This window comes from Bibersteinia trehalosi, from assembly GCF_004346205.1.
Classification (GTDB): Bacteria; Pseudomonadota; Gammaproteobacteria; order Enterobacterales; family Pasteurellaceae; genus Bibersteinia; species Bibersteinia trehalosi.
Genome location: NZ_SMAM01000003.1, coordinates 83392 through 98931 on the forward strand (window position 1 = coordinate 83392; position 15540 = coordinate 98931).

General features: G+C 44.3%; 15 protein-coding genes and 1 pseudogene. 12 read left to right on the forward strand and 4 right to left on the reverse strand.

The window, feature by feature from the left end; genetic code table 11:
- Positions 1 to 2: 2 nt before the first annotated feature.
- The gene (locus EDC51_RS03995) at positions 3 to 251 is read right to left on the reverse strand and encodes a hypothetical protein (RefSeq protein ID WP_131928224.1); all 249 of its coding nucleotides are present in this window, start codon (positions 249 to 251) and stop codon (positions 3 to 5) included.
- Between the two features lie 22 nt (positions 252 to 273).
- Positions 274 to 900 (reverse strand): DUF805 domain-containing protein, encoded by a 627-nt coding sequence (locus tag EDC51_RS04000; protein WP_025266837.1) that lies wholly within the window; start codon positions 898 to 900, stop codon positions 274 to 276.
- A gap of 135 nt (positions 901 to 1035) precedes the next feature.
- Between EDC51_RS04000 and EDC51_RS04005 the strand changes: the two genes are divergently transcribed.
- The 4 genes from EDC51_RS04005 (at position 1036) to tcdA (ending at position 4911) form a co-directional block, all read left to right on the forward strand.
- Positions 1036 to 1368, forward strand: a complete 333-nt coding sequence (locus tag EDC51_RS04005) for a helix-turn-helix domain-containing protein (RefSeq protein ID WP_015433079.1) — start codon at positions 1036 to 1038, stop codon at positions 1366 to 1368.
- 162 nt (positions 1369 to 1530) lie between these two features.
- A complete protein-coding gene (locus EDC51_RS04010; RefSeq protein ID WP_131928225.1) occupies positions 1531 to 3471 on the forward strand; it encodes an ABC transporter ATP-binding protein in 1941 nt (646 codons plus the stop codon).
- Positions 3471 to 4091: a thiamine diphosphokinase gene (locus EDC51_RS04015; protein ID WP_015433077.1), complete on the forward strand. Its 621-nt coding sequence runs from the start codon at positions 3471 to 3473 to the stop codon at positions 4089 to 4091. Before EDC51_RS04010 ends, EDC51_RS04015 begins: the two co-directional genes overlap by 1 nt.
- Positions 4092 to 4146: 55 nt before the next feature.
- On the forward strand, positions 4147 to 4911 hold the full coding sequence (gene tcdA, locus EDC51_RS04020; protein WP_131928226.1) for a tRNA cyclic N6-threonylcarbamoyladenosine(37) synthase TcdA: 765 nt from the start codon (positions 4147 to 4149) through the stop codon (positions 4909 to 4911).
- Positions 4912 to 5030: 119 nt separating this feature from the next.
- On the opposite strand, the gene EDC51_RS04025 is transcribed toward tcdA, so the two are convergent.
- Positions 5031 to 5585 (reverse strand): TetR/AcrR family transcriptional regulator, encoded by a 555-nt coding sequence (locus EDC51_RS04025; RefSeq protein WP_131928227.1) that lies wholly within the window; start codon positions 5583 to 5585, stop codon positions 5031 to 5033.
- A gap of 147 nt (positions 5586 to 5732) precedes the next feature.
- Here EDC51_RS04025 and EDC51_RS04030 point away from each other — a divergent pair, with 147 nt between their 5' ends.
- From EDC51_RS04030 to EDC51_RS04055, 6 genes and pseudogenes are all read left to right on the forward strand, one after another.
- Positions 5733 to 6755 carry an HlyD family secretion protein gene (locus EDC51_RS04030; RefSeq protein WP_131928228.1) on the forward strand — a complete coding sequence of 341 codons (1023 nt, stop codon included), beginning with the start codon at positions 5733 to 5735 and terminating at the stop codon, positions 6753 to 6755.
- Positions 6755 to 9499 (forward strand): ribosome-associated ATPase/putative transporter RbbA, encoded by a 2745-nt coding sequence (rbbA, locus tag EDC51_RS04035; protein WP_131928307.1) that lies wholly within the window; start codon positions 6755 to 6757, stop codon positions 9497 to 9499. The genes EDC51_RS04030 and rbbA overlap by 1 nt, the downstream gene beginning before the upstream one ends.
- A gap of 1 nt (position 9500) precedes the next feature.
- Positions 9501 to 10625 carry an ABC transporter permease gene (locus EDC51_RS04040; RefSeq protein ID WP_131928229.1) on the forward strand — a complete coding sequence of 375 codons (1125 nt, stop codon included), beginning with the start codon at positions 9501 to 9503 and terminating at the stop codon, positions 10623 to 10625.
- Between the two features lie 3 nt (positions 10626 to 10628).
- Positions 10629 to 12023 carry an efflux transporter outer membrane subunit gene (locus EDC51_RS04045; RefSeq protein ID WP_131928230.1) on the forward strand — a complete coding sequence of 465 codons (1395 nt, stop codon included), beginning with the start codon at positions 10629 to 10631 and terminating at the stop codon, positions 12021 to 12023.
- 24 nt (positions 12024 to 12047) lie between these two features.
- Positions 12048 to 12149 (forward strand): annotated as a pseudogene (locus EDC51_RS04050) (tRNA cyclic N6-threonylcarbamoyladenosine(37) synthase TcdA); the annotation flags it as partial.
- Between the two features lie 210 nt (positions 12150 to 12359).
- Positions 12360 to 13346 (forward strand): amidohydrolase family protein, encoded by a 987-nt coding sequence (locus EDC51_RS04055; protein WP_131928231.1) that lies wholly within the window; start codon positions 12360 to 12362, stop codon positions 13344 to 13346.
- 47 nt (positions 13347 to 13393) lie between these two features.
- Here EDC51_RS04055 and ampD read toward each other — a convergent pair whose 3' ends face one another.
- Positions 13394 to 13948 carry a 1,6-anhydro-N-acetylmuramyl-L-alanine amidase AmpD gene (gene ampD / locus EDC51_RS04060; protein WP_131928232.1) on the reverse strand — a complete coding sequence of 185 codons (555 nt, stop codon included), beginning with the start codon at positions 13946 to 13948 and terminating at the stop codon, positions 13394 to 13396.
- Positions 13949 to 14004: 56 nt separating this feature from the next.
- Here ampD and EDC51_RS04065 point away from each other — a divergent pair, with 56 nt between their 5' ends.
- The gene (locus tag EDC51_RS04065; RefSeq protein WP_131928233.1) at positions 14005 to 14847 is read left to right on the forward strand and encodes a 23S rRNA (adenine(2030)-N(6))-methyltransferase RlmJ; all 843 of its coding nucleotides are present in this window, start codon (positions 14005 to 14007) and stop codon (positions 14845 to 14847) included.
- 48 nt (positions 14848 to 14895) lie between these two features.
- Positions 14896 to 15537, forward strand: coding sequence for an orotate phosphoribosyltransferase (gene pyrE / locus EDC51_RS04070; protein ID WP_131928234.1), 642 nt, complete (start codon positions 14896 to 14898; stop codon positions 15535 to 15537).
- Positions 15538 to 15540: the final 3 nt, after the last annotated feature.

Here is a 15540-nt window from a genome sequence, read left to right on the forward strand (position 1 = left end):
CTCTATTCTCTCCATGAATTTGTTTCAGGATTATATTCAATAAAGGAAGGGCAAATGCTACTACTTACTCTAATGAATATAACTTCGCCGACACCTACTGGAGATGTGCTATATTTACAAGTACGAAAGGATGCAGAAACATATCTCATATTATATGAATGATCACCATACATTGTAATCCAATCTGCAAAAGCACTTATAGATGTTCCTAAACCAATAGCTAAAACAGCTAATTTTCTTAAACTACGCATACTTTTCTCCTATCGAGGTTAATTAAGAATTTGTTTTCTTCCAAAACGGAACTTGTGGTTTGCCAAAATCATTTTCTCCTTCGTTGCCTTTAATGAAAGAGAGTGAAATGACACAGCAAGAAGAAAGGAGCAAACCTATAATATAGATAATGCTGACTGTTCCGGAATTACTTAATAGCGATATGGAATCTCTTAATTCATTTGATGACATAAATAAGAATTCTGCTTGTTTCATATTAGATTGTGTTTTAGATAGCATTAGTGAATAGTAATGCTCAATTAATTCATAATTAATTTTTGATTGTATTTTGAGATAATAAATAACCAATACTAAAGAAGCTATATCAAGCAGAATGATAGAGTTATATAGCTTGCTTTCTGTTGCTCTCTTATTGAAATCATGAACTCTTCTATTAAGGTAAGAGTATTTAATTACCAAGTAAATAACCAAACTAATTAGTAATACAGTATAGAATATAGGCTCTTGCTGAATTATATCCAATAGAGTTAGTTGTCCAATCATACCTGATAACATAAGAATCGCTGAATTGAATACGATACAGCCAGCAAAGAAAAATAACAAAAATACAGAAAAGGATGCTCTGCCAATTCTTCCCTCAAATCCAAAGATTCCTTTGATAATATTCATTTTAGAATTCCTATTGTTGATAAATTATGCCTTCTAGGCATTTAATGGGCGTATTCTATGCCTTATAGCATATTCAGTCAATGCAATAAATCACAAAAAATATGCCTAAAATGAATAATCTTAGTAGGCAGTAAAATGGCACAACCAGTTGCATCAGACATCGACCGTCTTGTCGGTCAAAGAATCCAACAAAAACGTAGAGAAATGGGCTATTCCGCAGAACGACTGTCGGAGTATGTGGATATTTCCCAACCACAGCTTTCTCGATATGAACGTGGGGCAAATAAAATTAATGTGGCACACTTAGTAGCGATTGCGACTTTTTTGAAAACGCCGATCAGTTACTTTTTTGCAGATTGTATGGAAGGTTTTGATTGGAATAGTGATGAGCAAGATCGTCTCTGGCAGACATTAACTCAGTCACAAAAGGCATTGTTGGTGGACTTTATTAAAGAGATAAGAAAATAGGTGGGGGATAATCTTTGATTAGAATTTATAGTTCAACTTGTTGCACCACACACAAGTGAAATTATTTCAATGATGCAACAAGTTGCACCCTGCTAAATATAGCCTACCGACAAGCGGTCTAAAACCTGCTAAAATCCGCAAAATTTTTTAACTGAGAACACTATGGCACTTATCAATCTTTCCAACGCCTATTTAGGCTTTGGTGATCACCCTTTATTAGATCATACCGAACTGCACATTGAGCCGAACGAACGAGTTTGTTTAGTGGGGCGAAATGGGGCTGGCAAATCCACCTTAATGAAAATTTTGGCTGGTGAAGTACAGCTTGATGATGGCAAATTGGTATTTGAAAAAGACATCGTGGTAACTCGTCTTGAACAAGATCCGCCACGCCATATTGAAGAAACGGTGTTTGATTATGTGGCGGAAGGGATTAGCCATCTTGCCGATCTGCTTAAACGCTACCACCACATTTCACTGCAAATGCAGACCGAATATAGTGATACGTTGATGTCGCAGCTTTCGGAAGTGCAATCGCAATTAGAACACGCTAACGGTTGGCAATTTGAAAACCGTATTCAAGACACACTCAAACGCTTAGAGCTTGATCCAAATAAACGCCTGTGTGAGCTTTCGGGCGGTTGGGTTCGCCGTGCGGCACTGGCTCGAGCATTGGTGGCTGATCCTGATGTGTTGTTATTGGACGAGCCGACCAACCATTTAGATATTGATGCGATTGCGTGGTTGGAAAATTTCCTGTTGGATTTTAAAGGCAGTATTATTTTTATTTCCCACGACCGTGCTTTTATCCGCAAAATGGCGACCCGTATTGTGGATTTAGACAGAGGAAAATTGGTTTCTTACCCAAGTAATTATGATAAATACTTGGAAGAAAAAGCCGAAGATTTGCGAGTAGAAGCTTTGCAAAATGAGCTATTTGACAAAAAGCTGGCACAAGAAGAGGTGTGGATTCGTCAGGGAATTAAGGCAAGACGTACCCGTAATGAAGGGCGAGTGCGAGCGTTGAAAGCCTTGCGAGAAGAACGCCGTAATCGCCGAGAAGTGCAAGGCACGGCAAAAATCCAGATTGATAACACCGCACGTTCAGGCAAAATTGTGTTTGAAGTGGAGAATGCCAGCTATGAAATCGGGGGGAAAACCTTGCTGAAAAATTTCAGCACAACGATTTTGCGTGGCGATAAAATTGCTTTAATCGGGGCGAACGGTATCGGCAAAACCACCTTAATTAAATTACTGTTAGGCGAAATTCAACCGACATCAGGCACCGTGCGTTGTGGCACAAAATTGGAAGTGGCTTATTTTGACCAATACCGTGCGGAATTAGATTTAGAAAAAACGGTGATGGACAATGTTGCAGACGGCAAACAAGATGTGGAAGTGAATGGGGTGAAACGCCACGTGTTAGGCTATCTGCAAGATTTCTTATTCCCACCAAAACGCGCTATGACCCCAGTGAAAGCTTTATCGGGCGGTGAGAAAAACCGCTTATTGCTGGCTAAACTTCTGCTTAAACCGAACAATCTGTTAATTCTAGACGAACCGACCAATGACTTGGACGTGGAAACCCTTGAATTATTGGAAGAAATGCTGACCGACTATCAAGGTACATTGATTATCGTCAGCCACGACCGTCAATTTGTGGATAATACCGTAACAGAATGTTACTTCTTTGAAGGCGAAGGTGTGGTGAATAAATATGTGGGCGGTTATTTTGATGCGAAACAGCAACAAGAAAATTACTTTGCAGCAACGGCAGACAAGCGGTTAAATGCAAGTAAAAATTTGCAAAAAACCGAAGAAAAAGCACCGCTTGTTGAGACAAAGCCAAAATCTGAAATAGCGAAGAAAGTAAAACTTTCCTACAAAGAGCAGCGAGAATTAGACGAACTGCCTGCCAAAATGGAGCAATTGGAAGCAGAAATTGAAGTTTTGCAAGCAGAAGTCAATAGTGCGGAATTTTTCAGCAACGAGCCAAGTTATACCAATGCACAGCTACAAAAACTAGCCGATACGGAACAAGCGTTAGAATTGGCGTTTGAACGGTGGGAAGCATTAGAAAATATTAAAAACGGAAATCTGTAATGCTACCGACTAAAGCAGCAATTTTGCTCAATACCCCTCATTTTTCTCAGTCTATTGCGGAAGAATATATTATTTGTGCCGATGGTGGAGCGAATTTACTGGCTGAGGGTAGGGCTCCTTATGCGATTGTTGGTGATTTGGATAGCGTACATCAGGATAAATTACAAGGGAAAGTGTTATCTTGTCCACGCGAAAAAGATTACACCGATGGCGAGAAGGCCGTGCGTTTTGCGGCAGAACAGGGCTTTCAAGAAATCGTGATTTATGGCGCGAGTGGTGGGCGAGCAGATCATATTTATGCGAATTTATCCTTGCTCGCGTTGGCACAAACATTAGGATTGAAAGCAATGATCGATAACCCACAAGAGCAGATCGCTTTTTTCTTGCAAGGTAAAGTGCAATTAAATTTACCTATCGGAGCCACTTTTTCCTGTTTGCCTTATGGCGATAGTGCAACTGTCAGTCATTCACAGGGGCTGTATTATCCCTATCAGGATTTAATTTTAGATCGTCGGTACTCAGTTGGTATTTCTAACATTGTTACTCAAAATCTTGTTTCTTTTGAGGTTTTGCAAGGGGCGGTTTTTGTTTTTATTGGTAAAGAGATGAAGGGATGTTGATGTGCTATTTTAAACATCAACAGAGACCATAACAATTTTTCGGAATAACATAAAAATGGCAAGAATAGATAATTACGAGCAGCGTTTTGGCGGTATTGGCCGCCTTTATACCCCAGATGGCTTGGCGAAATTGCGTCAAGCCCATATTTGCGTGGTCGGGATTGGCGGTGTCGGTTCTTGGGCAGTAGAAGCATTAGCTCGTTCAGGGATTGGCAAAATCACCATGATCGATATGGATGATATTTGTGTCACGAATATCAACCGCCAAATTCACGCAATGTCGGGCGAAATTGGTAAGCTTAAAACTGAAGTGATGAAAGAACGGGTAGCCAAAATTAATCCCGAATGTATCGTTGAGATTATTGATGATTTTTTAACTCAAGATAATCTGAGAGAGTATCTGCAACGTGACTATGACTATGTGATTGATGCGATTGATAGCGTGCGAGTAAAAGCAGCGATGATTTCGTTTTGTAAACGTCACAAAATCAAAATTATTACTGTAGGTGGTGCAGGTGGGCAAACTGATCCAAGCCAAATTCAAATTGTGGATTTAAGCAAAACTGTGCAAGATCCACTTGCGGCAAGAGTGCGAACTTTACTTCGGAAAGAGTATGGTTTTAGCTCAAAAAGCAAATTTGGTGTGGATTGTGTTTTCTCAACACAACAACTAATTTTCCCGAAAATGGGCGAGGGCTGTGAGGTTTCGGCAACAATGAATTGTGCCAATGGTTTTGGGGCGGTAACAATGGTGACTGCCACTTTTGGATTTTTTGCGGTGAGTCGGGTGATTGATAAGCTATTGTTTCGAAAATCCTGATATAAAGATGACGGAAGCCCATCCTACTTTAGGTAATAATTCGATTACTCATTTTGCAAATTTTCCTTAATTTTATACCGCTTGTTGGGCGAATGTAATTTGCCCCTACGGTTTATGTGTTATTTCAGGACAAAGTAACGAAGCACTTCCTGTAAATTCACGTGGGTTTTCTGCGGATCCAACGGTTTGTCGTTCATCAGCACATATTCCAGCATACCGATGGAGATGATCGCGAAGAATTGTCCTTGGAAACGCTTGTCCTCGTCGCTGAGCGGAGAACTAGCCGCTTGGTTTTCCAAATATTTCTGCCGTATGATTTTTTGCATATCTTGTTTTAAGTTAATACGGCGGGTTTCGATTTGCCAGAGTAAACGTATCGTTTTTCGGTATTCGTTAATAATCGGAGCGGCTTTCAGAGCGAACTCCATAGTTGGTGAGCTGAAACGTTGTTCAAGAATCGGAATAATCACATCTGCTTTGAGCCGTTCGATAATGTGCGTTGCCAGTGCGTCTTTGTTCAGGTAGTGTTTATAGAAAGTTGAGCGGTTAATGTCCGCCTTATCCAAAATATCCTGCACTGTAATTTCATCATAATTTTTCTCTTCCAGTAGAGCCAAGAATGTGTCGTGGATAACTTTACGCGTGCGGGTAATTCTCGGGTCTTCTTTTTTCATTTTTTATTTCCTTTCTTTTGCAAGATATCCGACACTTTAACGTGTTGTGTATGGTTAGACAACATTTTATCGCTTTTTGATGGTTGTTTGTAAAATGCGCATTTCCTATACTCGGATCATTTGAGAATTAACAGTAAGGAATGTTGTATGAAAAAATTACTGATAGCTGCATTGGTTGTTGCATTTATCGGCGGCGTGTATTTATGGCGTCAAACACACGGGCAAAACCGTAATCTGACGGGGATTGCCGCTGTGAACGGTCGCTTGGAGCTGGAGCGTTTGGATATTGCTTCGCTGTATGCTGGACGGGTGGAAGAGATTTATGTCAAAGAAGGGCAAAATGTCGAGAAAAATCAACCGCTTGCCCGCCTTTCCTCGAGCCAGACCCAAAGTCAGGTAGATTCGGCACGGGCCCAAATCGAAGCGGCGAAAGCCCAGAAACAGCGGGCGCTTGAAGGTGTAGTGCGGGCGAATTCGGAAATTTTAGAGAAGCAGCAGCAACTGAAAGTGGCGAAATTGGAGATGGATAACGCTAAAAAGTTGCGTGCGGAAAAGCTGATTTCCGCCAGCGAACTGGAGCGTCGTCAGGCAAATTACCGAGCGACGCAGGCTTCTCTTGAAAGAAGCAAAGCCGCTAAAGCCGAAGCCGAAGCGGTGGTCGCTCAAAGTACGGCGAATATTTCGCAGGCCGAAGCCCTTTCCCATCAAGCGACTTCGCAAAATGAAGATATGTTGATTAAAGCACCGATTGCCGGTCGCGTGGAATATAAAATTGCGGAAGTCGGCAATGTGCTGGGTGTCGGCGGACGTGTGGTGAGTCTGTTGGATACGACGGACGTTTACATTAATCTGTTTTTACCTTCCTATCAATCCAATCTGCTTAAATTGGGCGATGAGGCCCGAATCAAAATCGATGGCAGCGATTATGTCTTTCCGGCAACTATCAGCTATGTAGCCGGTGAGGCTCAATTTACGCCGAAATCGGTGGAAACCGCCGAAGAGCGTGCCAAATTGATGTTTAAAGTGAAATTGCAAGTACCGGCGGAAGTGGCGAAGCAGTACTCAGGGTTATTGAAAGGAGGTATGACGGCGATGGGATATGTGAAATATGATAAGGATGCCGTTTGGAGCGAGAATTTAAACATCAACTTACCGCAAGGCGAAGAATGATGGAGAATGCAAGCACTATTGCCGTTTCGGTCAAGCGGTTACGGCATACCTACGGTAAAACCACGGCACTGAAGGAGGTATCGATTGAGATTCCGAAAGGCAGGACGGTCGGTTTGATCGGGCCGGACGGCGTAGGAAAATCAACCCTGCTTTCACTGATTGCTGGGGCTAAAATTATTCAACAGGGAGAAGTGCGGGTATTCGGTAAGAATGTGGCGGATAAAGCGGCTCGCGAAGCCTTGACCCATCAAATCGCCTTTATGCCGCAAGGATTGGGAAAAAATCTCTATCTGACCTTGTCGATTTACGAAAACGTGGATTTTCACGCACGTATGTTCGGGCTTAGCGGCAAGCAACGCAAGGCCCGCATTGAACGCTTATTAAAAGCGACGGGCTTAGCACCTTTTGCCGATCGGCCGGCAGGTAAACTTTCAGGCGGTATGAAACAGAAGCTCAGCCTCTGTTGTGCCTTGGTGCACAGTCCGGATTTGTTGATTTTAGACGAGCCGACTACGGGGGGCGATCCGCTTTCGCGTCGCCAATTTTGGCAATTGGTGGAGGAATTGCGGGCAGAGACGGGCGATATGACGGTGATTGTCGCCACCGCCTATATTGATGAGGCGGAAAGATTCGAGCATGTGCTGGCGATGGACGACGGCAAGCTGATAGCCGATAAATCGACTAAGCGGGTGATTGCCGAAACGGGGAGTGAAAATCTCGAGCAAGCCTACATCAAACTGCTGCCGCCTGAAAAACGTGGGGTGGCGGAAGGTCTTTATATTCCGCCTTTCAAACCGATTGCCGATGAGCCGCCGGTTATTATCGCCGAAGGATTGACGAAAAAATTCGGCGATTTTATTTCGGTGGATAACGTCAGTTTTGTGATTCCGAAAGGGGAAATTTTCGGCTTTTTAGGTTCGAACGGATGCGGTAAATCCACCACGATGAAAATGCTGACCGGTTTGCTTGATCCGACTGAAGGCACGGCGACGTTACTCGGTAGGCCGATTGACGCCGGCGACATCAATACCCGTAAGCGGGTAGGCTATATGTCGCAAGCCTTCTCTTTGTATGAAGAGTTGAGCGTGCGCGAGAATTTGGCGTTGCACGCCAAACTTTACCAAATTCCGATAAACGAGTGGGCGGACTATATCAATGGCGTGATCACACAATTCGATTTAAGCCACGTGAGCAGTGCATTACCTTCCGCCTTGCCGCTTGGGATTCGGCAGCGTTTGCAACTGGCGGCCGCTTGTTTACACAAACCGGAAGTGTTGATTTTAGATGAGCCGACTTCGGGAGTGGATCCTGCCGCACGTGATATGTTCTGGGAATATTTGATCAAACTCTCGCGTGAAGACCGTATCACTATTTTTGTTACCACTCACTTTATGAATGAAGCGGCGCGTTGCGATCGTATTTCTTTTATGCATCGCGGGCGCGTGTTGGGCGTGGGAACGCCGGAAGAGCTACGTCTCGGTAAAAATGCGTCGAGTTTGGAAGAGGCGTTTATTCTCTATTTGGAAGAGCAGGCGGACGATATTACCGCCCCTGCTGCGGAAAACGTTCCGCCGATGATAGCGGAAGAACGCTTACAAGCGGTCGGATTTGCACGAAATTTTACAAATTGGTTCGCCACGATTCGGACTTTCGCCGTGCGGGAAGGCAAAGAGCTGCTGCGCGATAATATCCGTTTGTTTTTCGCCTTGCTCGGGCCGCTGATTATGTTGGTTTCGATGGCGGCCAGTATTTCGTTCGATATTAATCCGATGAAATTTACCGTGCTTGATCACGATAATAGTTCGGAAAGTCGTAAACTGATCGAAACGTTCAATGGCTCGCCTTATTTTATCCGACAACCGCAGATTCATTCGGTCGATGAAATTACCCTAGCTTTACAAAGGTCCGAAGCCAAATTGGTATTAGAAATTCCGGCAAATTTCGGACGCGATTTATTACGTTCGGAACAGCCCGAAATCGGCGTGTTTATCGACGGTGCTTTTCCGTCGACGGCGGAAAATTTGAAAAATTCGGCGAGCGGCGTGATCGGCCAATATATGCGGGAAGTTTTGCGTGAAAACGGTATTGAGGCGAAAACGAGTACGCCGATTGAGCCTCGCATGGTGTATAACCAGGATTTCAAGAGCATTTTTGCCATGACGCCGGGAATTATTATGCTGGCGATGATGTTGATTCCGCCGATGATGACGGCCTTAAGCGTAGTGCGTGAAAAAGAGATGGGCACCATTATGAATCTCTACGGTTCGCCCGCTTCACGCTTTCAGTTTTTATTGGGCAAACAGCTGCCTTACATTGCGCTGTCGTTCGTGAGTTATTTGATTATGGTGCTGGCGGGTATGTTTGTTTTCGGCGTGCCGATTAAAGGTTCGGTACCGGCGATGTTTTTCGGCGTGTTACTCGGTATTTGTGCTTCGACGGGTTTCGGTTTGTTGGTGTCGAGTTTTGTGAAATCGCAGGTGGCGGCCATTTTTGCGGCGGCGATTATTTCCATGATACCGACTATGAACTTTTCGGGCATGATGTATCCGACGTCAAGGTTGGACGGTAATGTCTTGATCGTATCCAAAATATTTCCCGGCTCTTGGTTTCAGCAAATCAGCCTGGGCGGTTTTACCAAAGGTTTAGGCTTCGGTGATTTTATCCAAAACTATCTGGCGTTGGCGGCGATTTACGCCGTATACATGATTTTGGCGACGCTCGCCCTGAAAAAACAGGAAAAATGATATGTTACGTTGGCTTAAAAATGTGGCTTTTCTCTCGCTCAAAGAACTGAAAAGCCTGTTCAGCGATTTCGTGTTGATCGTACTGATTGTGTATATGTTTTCGATTGCCCTCGTCAGTGTTGCCAACCAAGGAATAACCGATGTTAAAAACGGCTCGGTGGCGATGGTCAATTACGATCATTCTATGCTTTCTTATCGTTTAAAAGATGCGCTCATCGCCCCTTATTTTAAAAATGTGGACGATGTTCCGCCGCAGCAGATAGACCGTTTGATGGATACCGGCCGCTATACTTTCGTTGTGGAAATTCCGCCCGACTATCAGCGGAATTTGCTGGCGGGCAGAGAACCGAAAATACAGCTTTTGGTGGACGCGACGGCAATGACGCAGGCGAGTATCGGTTCGTCTTATATCACACAGATTTTCAGTCAGGAAATCAACCGTTTTCTGAAAACCGAAAGCAGCCCGCCGCCGCTTAAAACGGCGGTGAACGTGCTGTTTAACCCGAATTTTACCAGCTCGTGGTTTATGGGGGCGACGCAAATTGTCGGTAACCTGACGTTGCTGACTTTGCTTTTGGTCGGCTCGGCGGTGATTCGTGAACGGGAACGCGGCACGATGGAGCATTTATTGGTCATGCCGGTACGTTCCAGTGAAATCGCGATAGCGAAAATTTTAGCGAACGGTTTGGTTCTGCTGGTGGTCGCAACGTTCTCTCTACGGATAGTCGTGAAGGGAATGCTGGATGCCCCCTTTACTAATCAGCAGATTTTAATTTTTGCCTTGGGTGCGGCCATTTTCCTGTTTTCCATCGCTTCGCTCGGTATTTTGCTGGCCGTATTTGCCCCGACTATGCCGCAATTCGGCTTGCTCTGTTTGCCGACTTATATCGTGATGTATTTGCTTTCGGGAACAAACTCGCCGATTGAAAATATGCCGGAAATCGCCCAACAGCTCACCCAGTTTTCACCGACTACGATTTTAGGCGCTTACGCACAAGACGTGCTGTTCCGAGGGGCGGGACTGGACGTAGTATGGCTGCATTTGGTCAAAATGGCGGCACTTGGTGCGGTATTTTTAACCATTGCCTTAACCCAATTTAAATCGATGCTATCCAGACAGGGGTAAAGAATGAAAAAGTTAACATTGACCTCATTTGCAATTTTTTCGGTAATTTTGACCGCTTGCAGCCAAATGCAAATTAATACGGAATCCGGCATATCGTTGCCGGAACGTTTTGACCAAGCCGAAGCGGCGAAAGGCTCGGCGCAAATCCGCCAATGGTGGCGGAATTGGCATGACCCGCAATTAACCGCACTGATTGAAAAGGGGTTAAACGAAAATCTCGATATACGGCTGGCCCGTGCGCGTTTAAGCGAAGCACAGGCAAACAGTGATTACGCCGAGGCTGAGCGAGGAATTAACATCGGCGCGAGCGGTTCGGCCATCGGCGGCGTATCGGATGTCAATACGGGGGTGAGCAATCCGGGCCGTTCCCGCTCGGGCGGGGCTTACGGCGGTATTAGCGCCTCGTGGGAGCCGGATTTTTTCGGGCAAAAACGCAGCGACGCGGACGCAGCTCAAGCGGTGGCATTAAGTGCGCAGGAACAGGTATATGCGGCACAATTATTGGTTTCAAGCGAAATTGCCGATAACTATTTCCGCATTCATGCATTGGAGCAACAAAATGCGGTGCTGGAGAAAAATATTAAGACCATGCGGGAATTACAACGTTATGTACAAGGGCGGTTTAACGCCGGACAAGCCACCGCCTATGAAGTGAATGAAATTGCCGCACAAATTACCGCATTACAGGCTCGACAAGCGACGCTCAAAGCACAGGCGGACGTTTTTCAGCGTAATATCGCCATTCTTACCGGCACGGTACCACAGGGCTTCAGTATTGTGAAAAGCGGCAATCCGCTGGCGAAAATTCCCGCCGCTCCGAGCGGGCAACTACCGGCTGCGGTGATCGAGCGTCGGCCGGATATACGTGCCAATGCCCTCCAAATCCAAGCGGCAGCGGCTAAATCGGCGAGCGCCAGAGCCGATTTATACCCACGTTTTAATCTTAATTTTATGGGACGGGGCGGACGTATCGAGCTGAATAACGATCTTTCCCATATTTCCGGATTATCCGGTTTGGCGGGATTAGATGTGCAATTGCCGATCTTCACCAACGGGCGGATACAAGCGAATATTGACGCGGCGGACGCACGCCTGAAAGCGGCGTTGATTCAATATGATAAAACCTTACTCACCGCATTAGGCGAGGTGGATTCAGCCTACCAAAATCATCGCAGCCTGACGGCTCAAACCCGCTTGCTGCAAAAATCCCATACGCAGGCACAAAAGCAGGCCAATGATGCGCAACTCTTGTTCAAACACGATGATAAAACGCTGGACGTCGCTATTCGCGCACGGGTTACGGCACTGAATTATCAAGAACAGCTTATCCAATCGCAACTGGCACAAGCGCAAAATCTGCTTGGTTTATATAAAGCCTTGGGCGGCGGCTGGCTGTAACATAAAAATAGAATCCAAGGTTTTGCTACCATGAACTGTGCCAACGGTTTCGGGGCAGTGACAACAGTGACTGCCACATTTGGATTTTTTGCGGTGAGTCGGGTGATTGATAAATTGTTACGTTAAAACAAAGCAACCGTTTGCTTTTTTTGTTAGAAACGCTATACTACAGCTCTAGTGCCAAAAGGAACTAGAGATGTACTGTTTAACTAAACTTATTGCAAACAAATTCTTCCAGCCAAGCCGTGCAATTTTGCGTGGCTTGGTTGTTTTTTTATTAAGATCTCATTTTTGAGATCTTTTTTTTGCCCAAAATTTGAGTAGGAAAAGCAAGCTATGAGCCAATTAATCAGAACGCTGAAAAGCCATATTCGTGATGAAGTGATCAAAAAAGGGGGATGGGTAAATTCCCATGCTCACGCCGACCGTGCTTTTACAATGACCCCAGAAAAAATCAAAATCTACCAAGAAGCCAATTTGCAGCAAAAATGGGATTTGGTTGATGAAGTCAAACGTCACTCGACAGTGGAAGATTATTATCGCCGTTTTAGCCAAGCGATTGAGCTAATGATTTCACAAGGGGTAACGGCATTTGGGACATTTGTGGATATTGACCAAGTGTGTGAAGACCGTGCCATTCTTGCTGCTCATAAAGCCCGTGAAGTCTATAAAAATGATATTGTGCTGAAATTTGCTAACCAAACGTTAAAAGGAGTGATTGAACCAAATGCGAGAAAATGGTTCGATATTGGTTCGGAAATGGTGGATATGATTGGTGGCTTGCCATACCGTGATGAATTAGATTATGGCAAAGGCTTAGAGGCGATGGATATTTTGATGGATACCGCCAAATCGCAGGGCAAAATGTTGCATGTTCACGTGGATCAATTCAACTCACAATCAGAAAAAGAGACCGAACAGCTGTGCGATAAATCGCTTGAACACGGCATGCAGGGCAGAGTGGTCGCCATTCACGGTATTTCGATTGGGGCTCACCCGAAAGAGTATCGCCAAATGCTGTATAAAAAAATGAAAGCAGTGGATATGATGATGATCGCCTGCCCTATGGCGTGGATTGATAGCCCACGAAAAGATGAGGTGTTGCCATTCCATAATGCCCTTACCCCAGCTGATGAGATGATACCTGAAGGCATTACTGTAGCGATTGGTACAGATAATATCTGTGATTATATGGTGCCACTATGTGAAGGCGATATGTGGCAGGAATTAAGTCTGCTTTCAGCAGGTTGCCGTTTTACTAATTTGGAAGAGATGGCAAATATCGCCAGCATCAATGGGCGGAAGGTATTAGGATTGTCATAAATGCAAGCGGACGAAAAATCCTCCGCTTTTGCAAAATGTAAATGAAATTAGACCGCTTGTAAGAGCTTGTGATAATAATCCCAATTAAAATACTGACCGGGGTCGATTTTCCGCTCGGGGGCAATTTGGTTATGCCCTGCAATGCGTTCGGGGGTAATTTGCGGATATGTCGCCATAATTTCTTTGCTTAATTTCGCCAGCGTTTGATATTGTGCTTCGGTAAATGGCTGATTATTTGAGCCTTCTAGCTCAATGCCAATGGAAAATTCATTACATTTTTCCCGCCCAGCAAAACAAGAAATACCAGCATGCCAAGCCATATCATTAAAGCTCACGTATTGGGTAATTTCCCCTTGGCGGTTGATTAAACAGTGTGCGGAAACTCGCAGATCTTTGATTTCTTCAAAATAAGGGTGAAGGGTAGGGTCGAGCGTACCACTAAAAAAACGGTCGATAAAATCACCGCCAAATTCTTCAGGTGGTAAGCTAATGTAGTGAATTACTAGTAGTGAAATATCTTGTACATCAGGACGTTCGGAAAAATGGGGGGAAATCACCTGTTTTTGTGCGGTTAGCCAGCCATTTTCAATGGTTAAATTCATAAAAAATCCAAATATAGGGTAGAATAACGGCTTATTTTACCAATAAGAGAAGCAAAATGTTAAGTTACCGCCACAGTTTCCACGCCGGCAACCACGCCGATGTGTTAAAGCACATTGTTTTAACCCTGATTTTGACCGCCTTAAAACAGAAAGAGAAAGGCTTTTTCTATTTAGATACGCACTCAGGCGTAGGACGTTATAGCTTGCTTTCTGCGGAAGCGGAAAAAACAGGCGAATATATTGAAGGGATAGCAAGACTTTGGGAACGTACTGATTTGCCTGAAGAAATCGCTTTATATATCAACGAACTAAAAAAAATTAACAAAGGCAATAAGTTAAAATTCTACGCAGGTTCGCCACTACTTGCGGTGCAACAGTTGCGTGAACAAGATCGTGCGTTATTAACTGAATTACACCCAAATGATTTTCCACTACTTCGCCAAGAGTTCGCTAAAACGCCAAATGTGGTAACGAAACGTGAAAACGGTTTCCAACGGCTTAAAGCTGCACTGCCACCGAAAGAAAAACGTGGCTTAGTCTTAATTGATCCGCCTTATGAATTAAAAGAAGATTATGAATTAGTGGTAAAAGCGATAATTGAGGGCTACAAACGTTTTGCGACAGGCGTATATGCGATTTGGTATCCAGTGGTATTACGCCAACATACCAAACGTATTGTACGTGGACTACAGGAAACAGGCATTCGCAAAATTTTACAAATTGAGCTAGCGGTTCGCCCCGATAGCGATCAACGAGGTATGACTGCAAGTGGCATGATTGTGATCAACCCACCTTGGCAGTTAGAAAGCCAAATGAAAAAAATTCTGCCGTATCTTACCGATGTTTTAGTGCCAGAAGGCACAGGTTCGTGGACGGTAGAATGGATCACACCAGAATAAATTGTAGGGACGCCATACTGGCGTCCGTTTATTATAAAGGGAAGCAAAATGCAACAATACAAACACGACTTTATCGAATTTGCTTTAAGCCGTAATGTGCTGAAGTTTGGTGAATTTACCTTAAAATCAGGCAGACAAAGCCCGTATTTTTTTAACGCAGGCCTGTTTAGTACAGGGCAAGATCTCGCCAAACTGGGCGAATTTTACGCCCAAGCCATTCAAGCAAGTGGTATTCAATTTGATGTGTTATTCGGGCCTGCCTACAAAGGTATTCCTATTGCGACTACCGTTGCTGTTGCTTTATTTAATCAATTTAATTTAGATAAACCGTGTTGTTTCAACCGCAAAGAAGCCAAAGATCATGGTGAAGGCGGAAATTTAATTGGTTCGCCACTGAAAGGGGATATTTTGCTGGTGGACGATGTGATTACCGCAGGTACAGCAATTCGGGAATCGATGGAAATAATCCAAGCCAACCAAGCAAACCTTGCGGGGGTATTGATTGCTTTAAACCGTAAAGAGAAAGGCAAGGGCGAGCTTTCAGCTATTCAAGAAGTAGAAAGAGACTATGGCTGCCAAGTTTTCTCAATTATCGATTTTGATGACTTGCTGCAATTTATCGAACAATCGCCACAATACAAACCCTATTTGGCAAAGATGAACGAATATCGTGAACAGTATGGTGTTTAACCT

Excerpts from the sequence above, each read along its gene's own strand:
- EDC51_RS03995 (WP_131928224.1), bottom strand. The coding sequence starts at position 251 with ATGCGTAGTTTAAGAAAATTAGCTGTTTTAGCTATTGGTTTAGGAACA.
- EDC51_RS04000 (WP_025266837.1), bottom strand. The coding sequence starts at position 900 with ATGAATATTATCAAAGGAATCTTTGGATTTGAGGGAAGAATTGGCAGA.
- EDC51_RS04005 (WP_015433079.1), top strand. The coding sequence starts at position 1,036 with ATGGCACAACCAGTTGCATCAGACATCGACCGTCTTGTCGGTCAAAGA.
- EDC51_RS04010 (WP_131928225.1), top strand. The coding sequence starts at position 1,531 with ATGGCACTTATCAATCTTTCCAACGCCTATTTAGGCTTTGGTGATCAC.
- EDC51_RS04015 (WP_015433077.1), top strand. The coding sequence starts at position 3,471 with ATGCTACCGACTAAAGCAGCAATTTTGCTCAATACCCCTCATTTTTCT.
- tcdA (WP_131928226.1), top strand. The coding sequence starts at position 4,147 with ATGGCAAGAATAGATAATTACGAGCAGCGTTTTGGCGGTATTGGCCGC.
- EDC51_RS04025 (WP_131928227.1), bottom strand. The coding sequence starts at position 5,585 with ATGAAAAAAGAAGACCCGAGAATTACCCGCACGCGTAAAGTTATCCAC.
- EDC51_RS04030 (WP_131928228.1), top strand. The coding sequence starts at position 5,733 with ATGAAAAAATTACTGATAGCTGCATTGGTTGTTGCATTTATCGGCGGC.
- rbbA (WP_131928307.1), top strand. The coding sequence starts at position 6,755 with ATGGAGAATGCAAGCACTATTGCCGTTTCGGTCAAGCGGTTACGGCAT.
- EDC51_RS04040 (WP_131928229.1), top strand. The coding sequence starts at position 9,501 with ATGTTACGTTGGCTTAAAAATGTGGCTTTTCTCTCGCTCAAAGAACTG.
- EDC51_RS04045 (WP_131928230.1), top strand. The coding sequence starts at position 10,629 with ATGAAAAAGTTAACATTGACCTCATTTGCAATTTTTTCGGTAATTTTG.
- EDC51_RS04055 (WP_131928231.1), top strand. The coding sequence starts at position 12,360 with ATGAGCCAATTAATCAGAACGCTGAAAAGCCATATTCGTGATGAAGTG.
- ampD (WP_131928232.1), bottom strand. The coding sequence starts at position 13,948 with ATGAATTTAACCATTGAAAATGGCTGGCTAACCGCACAAAAACAGGTG.
- EDC51_RS04065 (WP_131928233.1), top strand. The coding sequence starts at position 14,005 with ATGTTAAGTTACCGCCACAGTTTCCACGCCGGCAACCACGCCGATGTG.
- pyrE (WP_131928234.1), top strand. The coding sequence starts at position 14,896 with ATGCAACAATACAAACACGACTTTATCGAATTTGCTTTAAGCCGTAAT.